The sequence below is a fragment of the Micromonospora sp. NPDC003197 genome, assembly GCF_053590565.1.
On the sequence record NZ_JBSFTE010000036.1, the window covers coordinates 28,573 to 43,148 of the forward strand.

Genomic DNA, 14,576 nt, shown 5'->3' on the forward strand with positions numbered 1-14,576 from the left:
CACCGGTGTTTCGCCGGTAAGCTGGGCCGTCGTGAGCACAACTGGATCCCGTACGGTGTGCGTTGCCGATGTCGTGGCGCTGCTCGATCAGCGCTATCCGCCCGCCTGGGCCCAAGACTGGGACCGGGTGGGGCTGGTGCTCGGCGAACCGACGGCTCCGGTGAGCCGGGTGGCCTGTGTCGTGGACTGCGTGCCGGAGACCGTCGACGAGGCACTCGCCGCCGGGGCCGAAATGATCGTGGCCCACCATCCGTTGCTGCTGCGGGGCGTGTCGTCGGTGGCCCCGACCACGTACAAGGGGCGGATCATCCACAAGATGATCAAGAGCGACATAGCACTCTACGTCGCCCACACCAACGCCGACGTGGCCAACCCCGGTGTCTCCGACACCCTCGCCGCACGGCTCGGCCTGACCGACCTGCGTCCGTTACACCCGGCCCCCTCGGGCAGCCCAGCCGAGGGGCAGGGGCGGGGCCTGGGGCGGATCGGTCAGCTGCCGCAGCCGATGACCATGGCCGAGTTCAGCCAGCACGCCTGCCGGTCGCTGCCCGCCACCAGCTGGGGCGTACGAGCGGCCGGTGACGGGGACCGGATGATTCACACGGTCGCGGTCAGCGGCGGGGCGGGCGAATCGTTGCTGGGCGACGCTGTCGCCGCAGGGGTGGATGTCTACCTCACCGCCGATCTACGGCACCACATCGCCAGCGAGCACATCGCCGGGGGCGGCCCGGCCCTGCTGGACGCCGCCCACTGGGCGACCGAACGGCCATGGCTGGACGATCTCGCTGCCTACCTGCGGCACAACCTGGGCGTGCCGACACTGGTGTCCGACCTGGACACCGACCCGTGGACGGTGCACGTCGCACCGCTCGCATCCCCCGAGGACACCAAGAAGGAGCCCCTCCTGTGAAGGCCGACCCCAAGGACCAGCGCCGTCTACTCGACCTGCAGGCGGTGGACACCGCGCTGGCCCAGCTCGCCCACCGTCGCCGTACGTTGCCCGAGTACGCGGAGCTGAACGCGCTGGCCCGGGAGCTGTCCGCGCTGGAGGACGAGCGGGTCCGCGCCCAAGTGGCCGTGGACGACCTGGACCGGGACATCAGTCGGCTGGAGAAGGACATCGAGCAGGTGCGGGTCCGCAAGGACCGGGACCAGGCGCGGCTGACGATGGGCAGCGGCCCGGCTCGGGAACTGGAGGCGCTGCAGCACGAGATGACCTCGCTCAACCGGCGGCAGACCGAGCTGGAGGACGCCGAACTGGAGCTGATGGAGCAGCGGGAGACCGCCCAGGGCGTACTGGACGGGGTCGAGGCCCGGCTGCACGACGCCCGGAAGCGGCGTACGGCGGTGGAGGAGCGCCGGGACCAGACGCTGGCCGAGGTTGCCAAGGAGGAGCAGTTCAAGGCCAGCGCCCGGCAGCCGCTCGCGGCCGACCTGCCGGCCGACCTGGTGGCGCTCTACGACAAGATCCGCGAGTCGTCGGGTGGGCTTGCCGCCGCGCTACTCACCGCCGGTCGGTGCGGCGGTTGCCGGCTGGAGTTCTCGGGCATGGACCGGGCTCGGATCAAGGCGACCGCCCCGGACGAGGTGGTGCGCTGCGAGGAGTGCCGGCGCATCATGGTCCGGACCAACGAGTCTGGACTGTGAGCCGGCTTCGGGTCGTCATCGAGGCGGATGGCGGTGCTCGGGGCAACCCCGGGCCCGCCGGTTACGGGGCGGTGGTCCGGGACGCGGATACCGGCGAGGTGCTGGCCGAACGGTCCGAGTCGATCGGGACCGCCACCAACAACGTGGCGGAATACCGGGGGCTGATCGCCGGCCTGGAGGCCGCACACGAGGTGGGCGCGACCGAGGTCGACGCCCGGATGGACTCCAAACTGGTCGTCGAGCAGATGTCCGGCCGCTGGCAGATCAAGAATGCCGGGCTGCGGCCACTCGCGGCGCAGGCGGCCGGCCTGGTGCACCGGTTCGAGTCGGTGACCTTCGGTTGGATCCCGCGCGAACGTAACCGGCACGCCGACGCGCTGGCCAACGCCGCGATGGACCTGGCAGCGGGCAAGCCACCGAAGCCGACCCCAGCCCCAGCCGCACCCACGCCAACGGCGGCCCAGCCGACCCCGGCCGCACCCATGCTGGATGCCAATGCCCGGGCCCGAGCGCACGAGGTCGCCGCCCAGGCGTCGACGGCGCGTACCTCCTGGGAACCGCGACCGGCGACGACCGCGACCCGGCTGGTGCTGGTGCGGCACGGTGTGACGGAACGGACCGCGCAGAAGCGCTACTCGGGCCGGGGCGACGTGCCGCTGTCGGACCGGGGGACGGCCCAGGCGCGGGCGACGGCCGGTCGGGTGCTCGCCCTGGCCCCATCGGTCGCGGCCGTGGTCAGCTCACCCCTGTCCCGCTGTACGGCCACCGCCGAGGAGGTCGCCCGTGCGCTCGGCGGTGCCCCGGTGGTCACCGAGGCGGACCTGGTGGAGTGCGACTTCGGCGCGTGGGAGGGGCACACCTTCGCCGAGGTACGGGACCGCTGGCCCGAGGAGATGGACGCCTGGCTGGCCTCGTCGGCTGTCGCGCCGCCCGGCGGAGAGTCGTTCGTCCAGGTCACCACCCGAGTACGCCGGGCCGTGGCGGCGCTGCTGGCGACGTACCCGGGGGAGACCGTGGTGGTGGTCTCGCACGTCTCCCCGCTGAAGATCATGCTGCGGGACGCGCTCGCGGCGGGGGACGCGTTCCTGCACCGGCTCTACCTCGACCCGGCCGGGGTGTCCGTCCTGGACGTCTGGCCGGACGGCGGGATCGCCGTCCGGAGCATCAACGACACCGCACATCTGACCGACGTCTGACGGGACTTCCTCATCAGCTCGTCGGCTGGGCCTCGTTAGTTTGTTGGTCAGGCAAGGAAGTCGCGTACGGCGTGGCTGAAGGCGGCCGGGTCATCCAGCCAGGGGAAGTGACCGCCGCCCGGCAGCACCGTCACCTCGGCCTTCGGGAACAGGTCGGCGAGCAGCTGGGCGGCGGCCGGCGTCGGTGACGTGTCGCGCTCCCCGGCGACGATCAGGACCGAGGCGTCGAGGGTGGCCAGCCCGGCCCGGACAGCCGCCACATCCGGCTCGAAGTCGGCGTAGAAACCGTCGGCGGCAGCGTCGGAACGCTGGCTCGGCTCGGTCTCGCTGTGCGCACGGGCCCGCTCGTCCCAGCGGCCGTACGAGAACGGTGCGGTCGCCGCCCGCAGCGGGGCGATCTCCTCCGGCCCGGCACCCCGGGCCGCCGCCGCCCGCCAGTCGTTGAACGCCGTGCTCGCCGCCTCGAACCACCACTCGTCGGCACGGGCGTTGGCGGCCTCCAGGAAACCGACCGCTTCCACGCCGACGGACTTCAGACCCGGGGTGACCAGCACCAGCTTGGCCAGCCGGTCGGGGAACCGGGCGGCGTAGAGTTCCGCGACGTTGCCGCCGGCCGAGTGCCCCAGCAGGTCCATCCGGTCCAGGCCCAGGTGGGCGCGGAGCGCCTCCACGTCGTCGACGATCCGATCGCAACGGTAGGTGGCCGGGTCGTCCGGCACGGCAGAGCCGCCGGTGCCCCGGTTGTCCAACACGATCAGCGTGCGGTACGCGCTCAGCCCACCCAGGTCCTCCAGGTAGGCGCCGGCCCGACCCGGCCCACCCGGTACGCAGACCAGCGCCGGCCCGGAGCCGAGCACCTGGTACGTGAGTTCGGTGCCGTCGTACGACGAGAAGCTTGGCATCGGTCCAGCATCGCAGCCGGCAGTGTGATGATCAATGGTTGCCGGTAGTGACGGATCACGATCAATGTCTGCCGTTCGGCGCAGATCATTCACCGTTCGGCGCATCGCCACCGACAGTCGCCGTGACCTGGGTCACTAAATCGATAGCGTTCCGCCGTCGCCTGCCCGCTACGTCCCCGGAGGTGTGACAGATGGCTGCCCCGGAACCGGAAGCCCCACCACCTGCGGTCTATCGGGCCAAGGACAAGAGCCCGTGGAACTGGCTGCTCTTTCTGCCGATCGTGGTGCCGCTGATCCCCTTGCTGTTCAACCTGGACGCGCCCCGCCTCTTCGGTTTTCCGACGTTCTACTGGCTGCAACTGGCCTTCATCCTGCTCGGGGTCAGCACGACCACGGTCGTCTACCAGTTGACGAAGAAGCGGCGGTGACCCGGAATGTGGCGGGACCATCTCACTGAGATCATCGTCTTTTCGTTGCTATTCCTGCTGGTCAGCGGGATGGGGTTCGTGGCGGCCCGGTGGCGGGCACCGCAGGACATGGCCCACCTCGACGAGTGGGGGCTGGGCGGGCGCAGCTTCGGTGGCTGGATCACCTGGTTCCTGGTCGGTGGCGACCTCTACACGGCGTACACCTTCGTGGCCGTACCGGCGCTGCTCTTCGGGGCCGGGGCGGCCGGGTTCTTCGCCGTGCCGTACACGATCATCGTCTATCCGCTGGTGTTCCTGGTGCTGGTCCGACTCTGGTCGGTGTCGCACCGGCACGGATTCGTCACCCCGGCCGACTTCGTCCGCACCCGGTTCGGCTCGCCGACCCTGGCGCTGCTGGTCGCGATCACCGGCATCGTGGCCACCATGCCGTACATCGCGTTGCAACTGGTCGGCATCGAGGCGGTGCTCAAGACCATGGGCGTGACCGGGGAGAGCGCGCTCGCCCGGCACCTGCCGATCATCGTGGCGTTCGCCATCCTCGCCGCCTACACCTACCAGTCCGGACTCCGGGCACCCGCGCTGATCGCCTTCGTCAAGGACACCCTGATCTACATCGTGATCCTGGTGGCGGTCCTCTACCTGCCGTACAAGCTGGGCGGCTGGGGGAGCATCTTCGACGCGGCGGAGGCCAAGTTCGCCGCCACACCCAACCCGAACGACGGCATCCTGCTCAACGCCAACAACCAGTTGCAATACATGACCCTGGCGCTGGGCTCAGCACTGGCACTCTTCCTCTATCCACACAGCCTGACCGGGGTGCTTGCCAGCCGCAGCCGGGACGTCATCAAGCGGAACATGTCCGCGCTGCCCGCGTACAGCCTGCTGCTCGGGCTGATCGCGCTGCTCGGCTACATGGCGATCGCCGCCGGGGTGAAGCCGCTGCCCGGTGCGACCCCCGGCACGGTCGACAACAACACGGTCGTGCCGCTGCTGTTCGAGCAACGTTTCCCGAGTTGGTTCGCCGGTATCGCGTTCGCCGCGATCGGCATCGGTGCCCTGGTGCCCGCCGCCATCATGTCGATTGCCGCCGCCAACCTCTTCACCCGCAACATCTACAAGGAGTACCTGCGTAGGGACGCCACCCCGGCACAGGAAGCGAACGTCTCGAAGATCACCTCACTGGTGGTGAAGGTCGGCGCGGTCGCCTGCATCGTCTTCCTGGACCCGCAGTTCTCCATCGACCTGCAACTCATCGGCGGCGTGATCATCCTGCAGACCCTGCCGGCAGTGGCGTTGGGCCTCTACACCCGGTGGTTCCACCGAGGCGCGCTGATCGCCGGTTGGGCCGCTGGCATGGGCCTGGGCATGTGGATGCTCTACGAGATCCCCAACGCGGCGACCAAACGAGCCCACTTCGGCGGGTCAGCGTTCCCGCTGGACCGCTTCGGGTTCGACACCCCGAAAACCGTGTACGTCGGCCTGGTAGCCGTGGCCGTCAACCTGCTCGTCGCCGTACTCGGCACCCTGATCCTGCGCGCCGCCCGAGTCGCCGAAGGCCCGGACGGCACCACCCCCGACGACTACTTCGCCGACCCCGAAGCCGAAGCCGAGGTGAAAGGAAGGGCCCCTTCTTATCGCTTTCTGCATAGGAAGGGCCCCTTCCTAACACGTCAACGGAAGCCTGATGCCGATCAGTCGCCGAAGGCGCGATAGAGCAGGAGCAGGCCGATCGCCGTACCGAAGGTCACGATCACGGCCTTCAGTGCGGCGGGCGGCAGGCGACGGACCAGCCGGGCACCGAGGTAGCCGCCGGTGATGGTGGCCGGCGCGACCACCGCGACGGTCGCCCAATTGACCGGGCCGAAGACGGCGAAGACGGTCACCGTGGTCAGCCCGACCACCGCCGACAGCAGGTTCTTGAGCGCGCTGACCCGGGCCAGCGTCTCGTCCAACACCAGCGCGAGCCCGGCGACCAGCATCACGCCGAGCGCTGCGCCGAAGTAGCCCCCGTACACCGCGCCGAGCGCGACCAGGGCCTGGAGCGTCACGGTACGGCGGCGCGGGCCCAGGTCGCGGGGATGGCCGACCAGGCGGCGCAGCCGGCTTTGAAACGCCAGCACGGCCGTCGCGCCCAGCACCAGAAACGGTACGACCAGCTCGAACGCCCGGGCAGGGGTGGCCAGCAGCAGCGCGCAACCGGCTACGGCGCCGAGGATCGTGGTGGGCAGCAGCCTGGCCACGCTGCGGCGGTCCGGCAAATCGACGTAGCTGCCGGCGACGCTCGCCAGGTAACCCGGACAGACCGCAACAGAATTACTCACATTCGCCGGTACGGGCGGCAGCCCGATCGCAATCAGTGCGGGGAACGTGATGAGCGACCCGCCCCCGGCGACCGCGTTGATGGTGCCCGCAGCGAGCCCGGCGGCGAGCAGCAGCGCTGCCTCGGTGAGTTGCACGTTTGTCGAGGCTAGTGCCTGACTGGGGGGCTCGCAGTAGGGAAGATCATGCCCATGGTCGGGCGTTATTGACAATGCGTAGAATCATCGGCGCGACGGACGAGTCGACCGGGCGGTCGCGTCGGTGGGCCAGCGGCCCGCCGCCGAGGAACGTCCGGACTCCATAGGGCAGGGTGGTTGCTAACGGCAACCCGGGGCGACCCGCGGGATAGTGCCACAGAAAACAAACCGCCACGCTGGGCGTTTCGTGTCGAAAGATGCGAACCTGGCGCGGTAAGGGTGAAACGGTGGGGTAAGAGCCCACCAGCATCCCGGGTGACCGGGATGGCTAGGTAAACCCCACCCGGAGCAAGGTCAAGACAGGACCATCATCGCGAGGTGACGGTTCGCGCAGGCGATTGAGGGCGGCCCGCCCGATGCCTGCGGGTAGACCGCTGGAGCCTGCCGGCAACGGTAGGCCGAGATGGATGGCCGCCACCGGCAGCACCGGCAACGGTGCCGTCGGTACAAAATCCGGCGTACAGGTCGACTCGTCCGTCGCCCATCAGCTCAGAGCCACGATCGAGGCTCTGAGCTGTTTCTATGTTCCGGCGTCGATGGTCGTTCTTGGTCAACTTTGGCCAGCGTTTGACGCCCTGCATCCGCCCTGACGCCCTGGAGACGCCCTGATCTTGCGGCAGGGGGCCTGGGATCGTTAAGCGATGACCTGATAGCGGGCGAGCATCGACATGATGGTTTCGATGCGGGCTGTCAGTAGTTGGTCGGGCGGGTGATGTACCTGAACTGTTGTGACGCTAGAACCGGGGTCGTTCGCCAGTTCCAGACGGATCGTGGTGGTTCCGATGAGTGGGTATTCGTACCACCCTCGTGGGTCTTCGGCGTCGGTGTCGCGTAGCCCTGCCTCGATGGCGTCCCAGTCCCAGTCGTCGGTCTCGTAGCCGACCAGGGATGCCAGTGACTCGACCAATGGACGAACGTTCGCGGTGAGGATCCAACTGTCGGTGCTCACAGACGCCCTCGCCTCGATGTTGTCGGTCATGCGCGTGAGGGTAAGGGGTGGCAGAATGCGCCTGTGTCGATCTCCGCGGAAGACTCTCCTAAGGCTCGTATCGTCACGGCGTTGCTGCGGGACGGCAACCGAGTACTGCTTTGCCACCGATCTCCCCAGCGCCGTTGGTATCCCGACGTCTGGGATCTGCCCGGTGGCCACGTGGAGCCCGGGGAACTGCCTGGCTTGGCACTTGCTCGAGAGCTCCGAGAGGAATTGGGCATCGACATCGCGGCGCCGTTGGGTCCGCCCATGCAGGAAGTTCGTGCCGACACGTTCGACATGCAAATCTGGCTGATCGAAGCGTGGACGGGGTCTCCGGCCAACGTTGCGCCAGACGAACACGATGCCATCGCGTGGTTCACGGAAGACGCACTCGGAGATTTGTCCTTGGCTCATGATAGCTACCTTGCGATGTTCAGCCGGGTCCTTGCCGAGCATCGGGCCTGATCATGACTGAGCACGGTCTCATCGGCATGACAGGACGTTTCGTCGGAGGCCAACCTGCCAATCTCTGTCGCTGGATCTGTCGCACCTCAGTTGGCGGACGGAGTGCCGCGAATCTGTTGTCGGATTACCACCTGAAATCCCCGATGCGATCCGGATACTGACATCCGACACAACTCCGGTAGTGATGTGCGACAGGGGCCGGCGATTGAGGGGCGTCCAAAGTCGATCGGGTGTCCAGCTCGGCCCGTACTTGCCCGTGTCCGGGAACGTCCATGCCTGAAGGAGCTCCTTTGTCTCGCCCTCCGCATCGCGAAGATTTCGACCGGGCGCTCGACCGGTTGGGTACCGAAGGATGGCAGGTCGTCGACGCCGAGCGCTTCGAGTCCGACACCGAAGCCTCAGGGCTGGTGAGTCCGCCGAGCGACCTCGCCGATTACTTTGGGCCGAGTGGCGCCATGGTCAAGGACGTCATTCTCCGTTGGCGAGGTTGCGTCCCCTCCATGCTCCAGTCGACCTTTGCCCGTGAGGGCCTCGTGGTCTCCGTCCCCGGGCAAGGGCCCGAGAACTACGACTACCTGCTGGACATGGACAAAGACGAGTTGGCCAGAGAGTCTGAAGCTTCGATGGAGGCATTCCTGGCCGCGGCCCATGGCACCAGCAAACCGGAGGAAGGAGCGATAACCTGCCTGGCCACCGACCGCTCCTCCGATCTCTGCCGCGTCACGGAGGCGTTCAATCGGCTCGTCGAACAGGGCTACATCGCGGAGCCCGCGCTCTGGGTGACCACTTCCGGCTGTTGGCAGCGTGTCTACGACCAGACCGAGGACGAACAATCCCTCAAGGCCGTCTTTTGGAACACCCAGAACCACGAAGACTGCTTCGACCACCGCGGCGACCTGGTCGGCGAACTCTTCGTGCACTGGGCAGGCAGCCCGGAGCTGATCGCCGAGATCCTGGCCGACACCGGACTCACGGTGAAGGCACCCAGGAGCGAGAAGACCACGTTCATTCTCCAGCCCATCGACCTAATCAGCCCAACCGGCGCGGTCGACGTTGTCCTGGAATCGGCCGGCGACAACCATATACAAGTGATCAAAGCCGTACGCCAGGTGGACTCCGGACTCGGCATCATGGACGCAAAGAAGCTGGTGGAGAACGCGCCGAAGCCGATCTTGAAAAAAGTCGGCAAGTGGGTTGCCGAGGCCGCAAAGGAGAAGCTTGAAGCGGCTGGTGCCAAGGTCACCATCAAGCGATCATCCGATGAGCAGGCAACAGTCACAGAAACCACGCCAACGACCAGATTGAGGCATGCGGAGTAAGTCAGCGCCAGGCTCGTACCTGCACGCCGTCATCATTGCCGCGTCGCGGTGGATGCTTGACATGATCCCCAGGAGTCTGGGGGAGTCTGGGGAGGCTGCAGGGCGGGTGCGCATCGCGGCAGTACCCCCTTGGACCGGGCTCTCAGAGGTAGAAGCCCTCCAGGGCGACAGGCCCGCGCGCACTGCCGTCACTGTCTGGGAAGGGGAGTCGCTTGTCCACTGTGCTCGAAAGTGCCTCCGAAACCGGTAGCAGTGTCGACCCGGCGGGTGAGATGATCGCACCCGGGTCGCTAGCTCAACTGGCAGAGCATCCGACTGAGTAGCGCGTCCGCTATCCGCCTGTGCGGTCATGGAGGCGCTTCCTTCTCCTAGTTGGATCGGAGGAACGGGGTTCGAGTCCCCGGCGACCCACTGTGCCGCAACTGCCGGCCGGCGACTGCCGGAGTCGACCGGAACGGAGGAGCACGTGCTCGAAAAGCTGATCATCCAGAAGACGCTGCGCGTTCCGGCTAGCACTGGCGCGGCTGGCGACGGTACGCCAGTAGCCCGGCAACTGGACGCGGCGTTGCTCGATGTCGGGTTCTCGGCGTCGCGGGCTCTGCTGGAACACATCGGTACCCTGGCGCCGGCGCCGGCGATGGACCTTGCCGCTATGGTCGTCTCGGCGGTGCGTGAGCTGGTAGGCGACCATGTTCAGCACAACGCCTACTTCATCGGCTTTCCAAACGATGTGCCGGACACCATCGAGTTCTGGGCGGACCGGCTACGGGCGGCCGTACTCAGCGGTGGGGGCAGGGCGACCGACGCGCAGCTACGGGGTGCCGTCGCCTCGGGCGGGGTGAATCTGCTTGACCTGCCGGCTTACGGGACCTACCAGCACACCTATGCCGAGCTGTTGGCCGCGCACGATGACCTGATCACCGCAGCCGGCGACCGCGTGACCCTGCTGCGTCTCGGCGACACCGCCGACGTGGAGGCAGCGCGGCTCTATCTGGCCCTGGCCGGCAGCTCGACACCACACGGCGAGGCGGACCTCGCGCTCCTCAGTGAGCTTGCGGTCGCCTGCATGGACGGCGAGCAGCCGGCCGCAATCCCGGTACGGGAGAACCGTGCCGTGCTCAACGGGATCCGGCTCGTCCTCGGCCGGCCGCTGATCGGCGTGGACACGACGACCGACGTACTGCGCCTTGCCTGCCAGGTCTCCGGCGGGGACGCCTCGCTCATGGAACCCACACGGTTGCGTACCTTCCGGCGTCCGGAGCGGCGGATGCTGCTGGCCGCGCTGAACGAGGTCGTCGGTGCGAGTTCGGACAAGCTCGGTGACGTCGCGCGCTACGCGGAGCGGTGGAAGCGGCTCGGGGAACGGCTGCACCCGCACGAGTACGACCAATGGCCGCACGCGCAGGAGGTGTTCGCGGTCGCGCGTGGCGAGCGGCGGGTGCCGAACCTTGCCGGTCGCGCGGAGGCGGCGATCCGAGCCGGGGCCATCGCTCCGGCCGCATCGGTGCTGTCAGCTGCGCCGGGCCTGCTCCTGCGTTCTGCCGACCGGCTGTTGCGGCTGGCGTCGGCATCGGAGCGAACCGCTGTCGTCGAAGCAGTTACCGGTGCGCTCGGCTCGGCGTCGGGGCGAGTGCTTCTCGCGCTGCGGGAGCATGTCGACAACCGGCTGACGCCCGTGTCCGCCCGAATGTACGCCAGCCGCGCGCGCACCGCGTGGGTCGGCCCCGACACACGGCCACCGTTGCCGGCCGGGCTGGTGGCCGAGCTGTCATCGTTGCTCGACGCCGAGATCAGCACCCGGCTGCCGGCGCTGGAACGACCGCTGCTGGTGGACCCGGCGGCGCTGGGCGTCGCACTGCCGCTCTCCGGCAAGGCGGCCGAAGGCGGTTTCGCGGTCCTACCTCGGGGCTCGCGAGCATCGGTAACCGGTGACCTGTTGCGCTTCTTTACGTACTGGCGTCAGACCAGGTTCACCACCGACTACGACCTGTCGGTGCTGTTGCTCGATGACGAGTTTCACAGTGCAGGCCAGGTGTCCTGGACGAACTTGCACCACGACGGTGTGGTGCATTCCGGCGACATCACCAACGCGAAGAAGGGTGCGACCGAGTTCATCGACGTGCCCCGGAGTGTCCGCGGACAGTATGTGGTTCCGCAGGTCAACATCTATGCGGGCGAGTCGTTCGAGGAGGTCGCCGAGTCGATGTTCGGCTACCAGACCCGTACCCGGGACCAGCGTGGTGCCCCATTCGACGCCCGGACCGTGCGGGCGCGTTCGCACCTGCGCGGCCAGGGCCGGGTTGCGCTGCCGATGGTGTTCGCCAAGACCGAGCGTGGCTGGCAGGCCGTGTGGCTGCACCTGTATCTGCGCGGTATGCCGTCGTTCAACCGGGTGGAGGGGAACACCTTCACCACGGCCGACCGGGTACGAGCACTGATGGAACGGCGCTATCTCACCGTGTCCTACCTTGTCGACCGTTGGCGCGGGCGGGCCGAGGTAATGACCTGGGACGGCCGGCTGCCGGACGAGCCGGTCATCTTTGTCGGCCTTGAGGCGCCCGAGGGCCTGCCAGACGGTTCGGAGGCGTACACCCTGGATCGACTCAGTGAGCTGATACCCGGTTAGTGACGACAGTCGAGGCCAGGTGAGTGCGCCGCCATTGCCTGGCCTCTACCCCTGCCGTACGCGCAGTACGCCGGTCAGCATCGGGAGGGTGAACTCGCCATGTGCAGTTTCCGGTCTGCTGGCGAGGAAAGCGCGGATCCGGCCGAGCGTGGCCTCTCGTTCCTGTTCTGGCATGACCAGCATCCCCGCACGCGTCGCGAGTGTCGCGACCAGGGAGTCGGCGGTGCGACGCTGCCCGTGCGGGAACTCGGCCTGCTCTGGTGAGCCGAACCGGGCGGCCACGCCAGCCCGGGGAAGGTGCAAGCCGGCAGTCGCGGTGCGCCAACTGCTGAGCGTGTCGCGCGGGCCAATGGCCGCGCTTCCGCTGACCCGTTCGAGCCCGGCAACCCAGTCGACCCGGTTGTCCATGACGTTCCACAGGCCGGCCAGGATGCCGCCGGGTGCGAGGACCCTGGCTATCTCGGGCCCCGCGACGGCCATGTCGAACCAGTGCAGGGCGTTTCCGGCCAGCACGGCATCGACGGACGCGTCCGGTAGCGGTATCGCCTCGGCACTACCCGGCAGGGCGCGGACGGCCGGCAACGCGTGGCGCAGTTCGGTCAGCATTGCCGGGTCAGGCTCGACCGCGATGACGTCGGCGCCCAGCGCGACCAGCGTGCCAGTTAGTTTGCCGGTTCCGGCACCGAGGTCGAGCACTCGCAAGCCGGGCGCGGGCTCCAGCGCCCAGCGCACCGCGGCCGACGCGTAGTCCGGGCGGTGTGCGGCGTATTCGCCCGCCGCTACGCCGAACGACGAGGCGTGAAGTAGCTGCGCGTCCTGACCCATGCGGTCACCCTATCCGTGCCGCACATACCGCCATAGACGAGATGAGATGAGAGCAGAGCGGGGATCTGTCAGCGCAGGTGTGTGCGCTCATCGATGAGCCGGGATGGTCGGGTGAGGAAGGCGTCGGCTGCTACGGAGCCGTGCGCGAGGTTCAGGGTGTCGAGGCGGTGGATCAGAGGCCGAACGAGGCCCGGCAGGTGTCCAGGCCCTCGACCGTCACGGCCGGCCGCTGGTGCTGGTGCTGGCACCACTTTTCCCGCGTCAGACGCAGGCGGTCGGAGACGACGGCCGCACCGTCGCGTGCGTCGACGGAGATCCCGTCGGGCTCGTAGCCGAGTTTGCGGGACACCCCTTGCGAGGAATGGTTGTCCTGGAACACCTCGGTCAGTGCGGCAGTGGCACCGAGATGATCGAAGGCAAGGGTGAGCAGGCCGATCCGCGCTTCCGTTCCATAGCCGTTGCCCTGATGAGCCAAGCCGAGCCAGGCCGAGGTCGTCACCTCTCGTACCACCGGGAAGTCCCGGGTCCGAAGCGTGACCACACCGATCGGCTGGCCCGCCCGGAAGACGCCCATCCCGAGCCGCCACGCTGACACGTCCCAGGAGGCCAACTGGCTCCAGTGGCCCTGCAGGACGAACCGCGCCCGGTCTGAATGAGTGCCGTCGGTCCAGGGGGTCAGGAACGGCCGCTCGCCCCGCCGATGCACCCCCTGGCCGGCGAGGTCGGCAAGCTCGGCGAGTTCCTCCTCGCGGGGCAGACGCAGTTGCAGGTGTGGCGTGACGATGGTGAGACCGTAGAGCGGCCACAGCTTGGCGAGCATTCGCGCATCCTGCAAGCCAAGATTTGCATGGGCAAGCCAATTACATTCTGGGCAAGCGAGATAGCCACCGGTCTCGGGCCGGCCCGGTCGCGCGTCAGGGGGTCGGCTCGGTGATGCGGGTACGGAGTTGCCGCTCGGCCGCGTCGAGGGCGGTCCAGAGGTCGAACCAGGCCCGGCTGCGGGCCTGGTCGCCGCGATCGAGACCGACGACGGCGATGCTGTACGCGCCCCACAGGATGTCGTAGTCGTCCGGTGGCGAGTCGACCCCGATCGCGAACGACGCGGCCAGGGCGGCCCGGGTGACGATCAGCTTGTCCGGGTCGTCGGGGTCGCGTCGTCCTGCCGTGAGGAAACGCGGTTCGTCGGTGATCTTCATCCAGCGCAGCGTCGAGCCCGGCACCTGCTGGTGGAGGATGTCGGCGACCGACTCGCGTACCGTCTTGGCCGGATCGTCGCCCAGCCAGTGCAGGAAGTGGTTGCTCTCGACGAGCTCGGTGAAGTCGTCCTGCGGTGGCCCGTACGTCGGATTGGCCTCGAACTCGCCGGTGAGCTGGCCGGCGGCGTCGACCTGCCACCTGCCCCGGATGGCCTCAGCGGGAATGTAGCCGTCTGGATCGCCGATCAGCGTCGGGTCGATTTCGGCGACCGAGCCTCCCGGGTTCCGGGCCGCCTCCGCAACGAGTGCGGACGGCAGCTCTTCTCGTCGCTGGCGTTCGTCGTCTGCACCCGATGCCGTGGTCATGGCTGCCAACCTACGTGCCGCCGGACACCGGGTCGAACGGGACCTACCTCGTCTGATCAGGGGCACGGGAAGGGCGATGTATCGAGAAACTTATTGTCGAAGTCTTTCAATGTGTGG

Annotated in this window: 14 protein-coding genes, 1 tRNA gene and 1 other RNA gene; 10 read left to right on the forward strand and 6 right to left on the reverse strand. The window is 68.0% G+C overall.

The annotated features are described in order from the left end of the window. Nucleotides 1–31 precede the first annotated feature (31 nt). From ACWDV4_RS27980 to ACWDV4_RS27990, 3 genes are read left to right on the forward strand one after another with little or no spacing between them, the layout of a single operon-like run. Entirely contained in the window at nucleotides 32–910 is an 879-nt protein-coding gene (locus tag ACWDV4_RS27980) for a Nif3-like dinuclear metal center hexameric protein (RefSeq protein ID WP_449984699.1), read from the forward strand. Next, a complete protein-coding gene (locus tag ACWDV4_RS27985) occupies nucleotides 907–1,647 on the forward strand; it encodes a zinc ribbon domain-containing protein (RefSeq protein WP_449984702.1) in 741 nt (246 codons plus the stop codon). Before ACWDV4_RS27980 ends, ACWDV4_RS27985 begins: the two co-directional genes overlap by 4 nt. After that, nucleotides 1,644–2,843 (forward strand): bifunctional RNase H/acid phosphatase, encoded by a 1,200-nt coding sequence (locus ACWDV4_RS27990; RefSeq protein WP_449984705.1) that lies wholly within the window; start codon nucleotides 1,644–1,646, stop codon nucleotides 2,841–2,843. The genes ACWDV4_RS27985 and ACWDV4_RS27990 overlap by 4 nt, the downstream gene beginning before the upstream one ends. A 47-nt stretch (nucleotides 2,844–2,890) precedes the next feature. On the opposite strand, the gene ACWDV4_RS27995 is transcribed toward ACWDV4_RS27990, so the two are convergent. Beyond that, nucleotides 2,891–3,745, reverse strand: a complete 855-nt coding sequence (locus tag ACWDV4_RS27995; protein ID WP_449984708.1) for an alpha/beta fold hydrolase — start codon at nucleotides 3,743–3,745, stop codon at nucleotides 2,891–2,893. 191 nt (nucleotides 3,746–3,936) lie between these two features. Between ACWDV4_RS27995 and ACWDV4_RS28000 the strand changes: the two genes are divergently transcribed. Both ACWDV4_RS28000 and mctP read left to right on the forward strand, forming a co-directional pair. Then, nucleotides 3,937–4,173 carry a DUF3311 domain-containing protein gene (locus ACWDV4_RS28000; protein WP_449984710.1) on the forward strand — a complete coding sequence of 79 codons (237 nt, stop codon included), beginning with the start codon at nucleotides 3,937–3,939 and terminating at the stop codon, nucleotides 4,171–4,173. A gap of 6 nt (nucleotides 4,174–4,179) precedes the next feature. Further along, the gene (gene mctP, locus ACWDV4_RS28005; RefSeq protein ID WP_449984712.1) at nucleotides 4,180–5,886 is read left to right on the forward strand and encodes a monocarboxylate uptake permease MctP; all 1,707 of its coding nucleotides are present in this window, start codon (nucleotides 4,180–4,182) and stop codon (nucleotides 5,884–5,886) included. Here mctP and ACWDV4_RS28010 read toward each other — a convergent pair. Next, nucleotides 5,865–6,629, reverse strand: a complete 765-nt coding sequence (locus ACWDV4_RS28010) for a sulfite exporter TauE/SafE family protein (protein ID WP_449984715.1) — start codon at nucleotides 6,627–6,629, stop codon at nucleotides 5,865–5,867. The two genes, mctP and ACWDV4_RS28010, sit on opposite strands and share 22 nt — an antisense overlap. Before the next feature lie 100 nt (nucleotides 6,630–6,729). On the opposite strand from ACWDV4_RS28010, the gene rnpB reads away from it, so the two are divergent. Beyond that, nucleotides 6,730–7,166, forward strand: an RNA gene (rnpB, locus tag ACWDV4_RS28015) — RNase P RNA component class A. A 157-nt stretch (nucleotides 7,167–7,323) separates the two neighbouring features. On the opposite strand, the gene ACWDV4_RS28020 is transcribed toward rnpB, so the two are convergent. Further along, nucleotides 7,324–7,668, reverse strand: a complete 345-nt coding sequence (locus tag ACWDV4_RS28020) for a hypothetical protein (RefSeq protein WP_449984718.1) — start codon at nucleotides 7,666–7,668, stop codon at nucleotides 7,324–7,326. 33 nt (nucleotides 7,669–7,701) lie between these two features. Here ACWDV4_RS28020 and ACWDV4_RS28025 point away from each other — a divergent pair, with 33 nt between their 5' ends. The 4 genes from ACWDV4_RS28025 to ACWDV4_RS28040 all read left to right on the forward strand — a co-directional run bounded on the left by ACWDV4_RS28025 (nucleotide 7,702) and on the right by ACWDV4_RS28040 (nucleotide 12,072). Beyond that, the gene (locus ACWDV4_RS28025; RefSeq protein ID WP_449984721.1) at nucleotides 7,702–8,127 is read left to right on the forward strand and encodes an NUDIX domain-containing protein; all 426 of its coding nucleotides are present in this window, start codon (nucleotides 7,702–7,704) and stop codon (nucleotides 8,125–8,127) included. Nucleotides 8,128–8,399: 272 nt separating this feature from the next. After that, nucleotides 8,400–9,446 carry a ribosomal protein L7/L12 gene (locus ACWDV4_RS28030; protein WP_449984724.1) on the forward strand — a complete coding sequence of 349 codons (1,047 nt, stop codon included), beginning with the start codon at nucleotides 8,400–8,402 and terminating at the stop codon, nucleotides 9,444–9,446. A gap of 284 nt (nucleotides 9,447–9,730) precedes the next feature. Further along, nucleotides 9,731–9,857, forward strand: a tRNA-OTHER gene (locus tag ACWDV4_RS28035). Nucleotides 9,858–9,912: 55 nt separating this feature from the next. Then, entirely contained in the window at nucleotides 9,913–12,072 is a 2,160-nt protein-coding gene (locus ACWDV4_RS28040) for a hypothetical protein (RefSeq protein WP_449984727.1), read from the forward strand. Between the two features lie 45 nt (nucleotides 12,073–12,117). Here ACWDV4_RS28040 and ACWDV4_RS28045 read toward each other — a convergent pair whose 3' ends face one another. The 3 genes from ACWDV4_RS28045 to ACWDV4_RS28055 all read right to left on the reverse strand — a co-directional run bounded on the left by ACWDV4_RS28045 (nucleotide 12,118) and on the right by ACWDV4_RS28055 (nucleotide 14,459). Beyond that, a complete protein-coding gene (locus tag ACWDV4_RS28045) occupies nucleotides 12,118–12,897 on the reverse strand; it encodes a class I SAM-dependent methyltransferase (RefSeq protein WP_449984729.1) in 780 nt (259 codons plus the stop codon). Nucleotides 12,898–13,069: 172 nt separating this feature from the next. Next, the gene (locus tag ACWDV4_RS28050; RefSeq protein WP_449984731.1) at nucleotides 13,070–13,717 is read right to left on the reverse strand and encodes a GNAT family N-acetyltransferase; all 648 of its coding nucleotides are present in this window, start codon (nucleotides 13,715–13,717) and stop codon (nucleotides 13,070–13,072) included. A gap of 94 nt (nucleotides 13,718–13,811) precedes the next feature. Beyond that, nucleotides 13,812–14,459, reverse strand: a complete 648-nt coding sequence (locus ACWDV4_RS28055) for a hypothetical protein (protein ID WP_449984734.1) — start codon at nucleotides 14,457–14,459, stop codon at nucleotides 13,812–13,814. Nucleotides 14,460–14,576 lie beyond the last annotated feature (117 nt).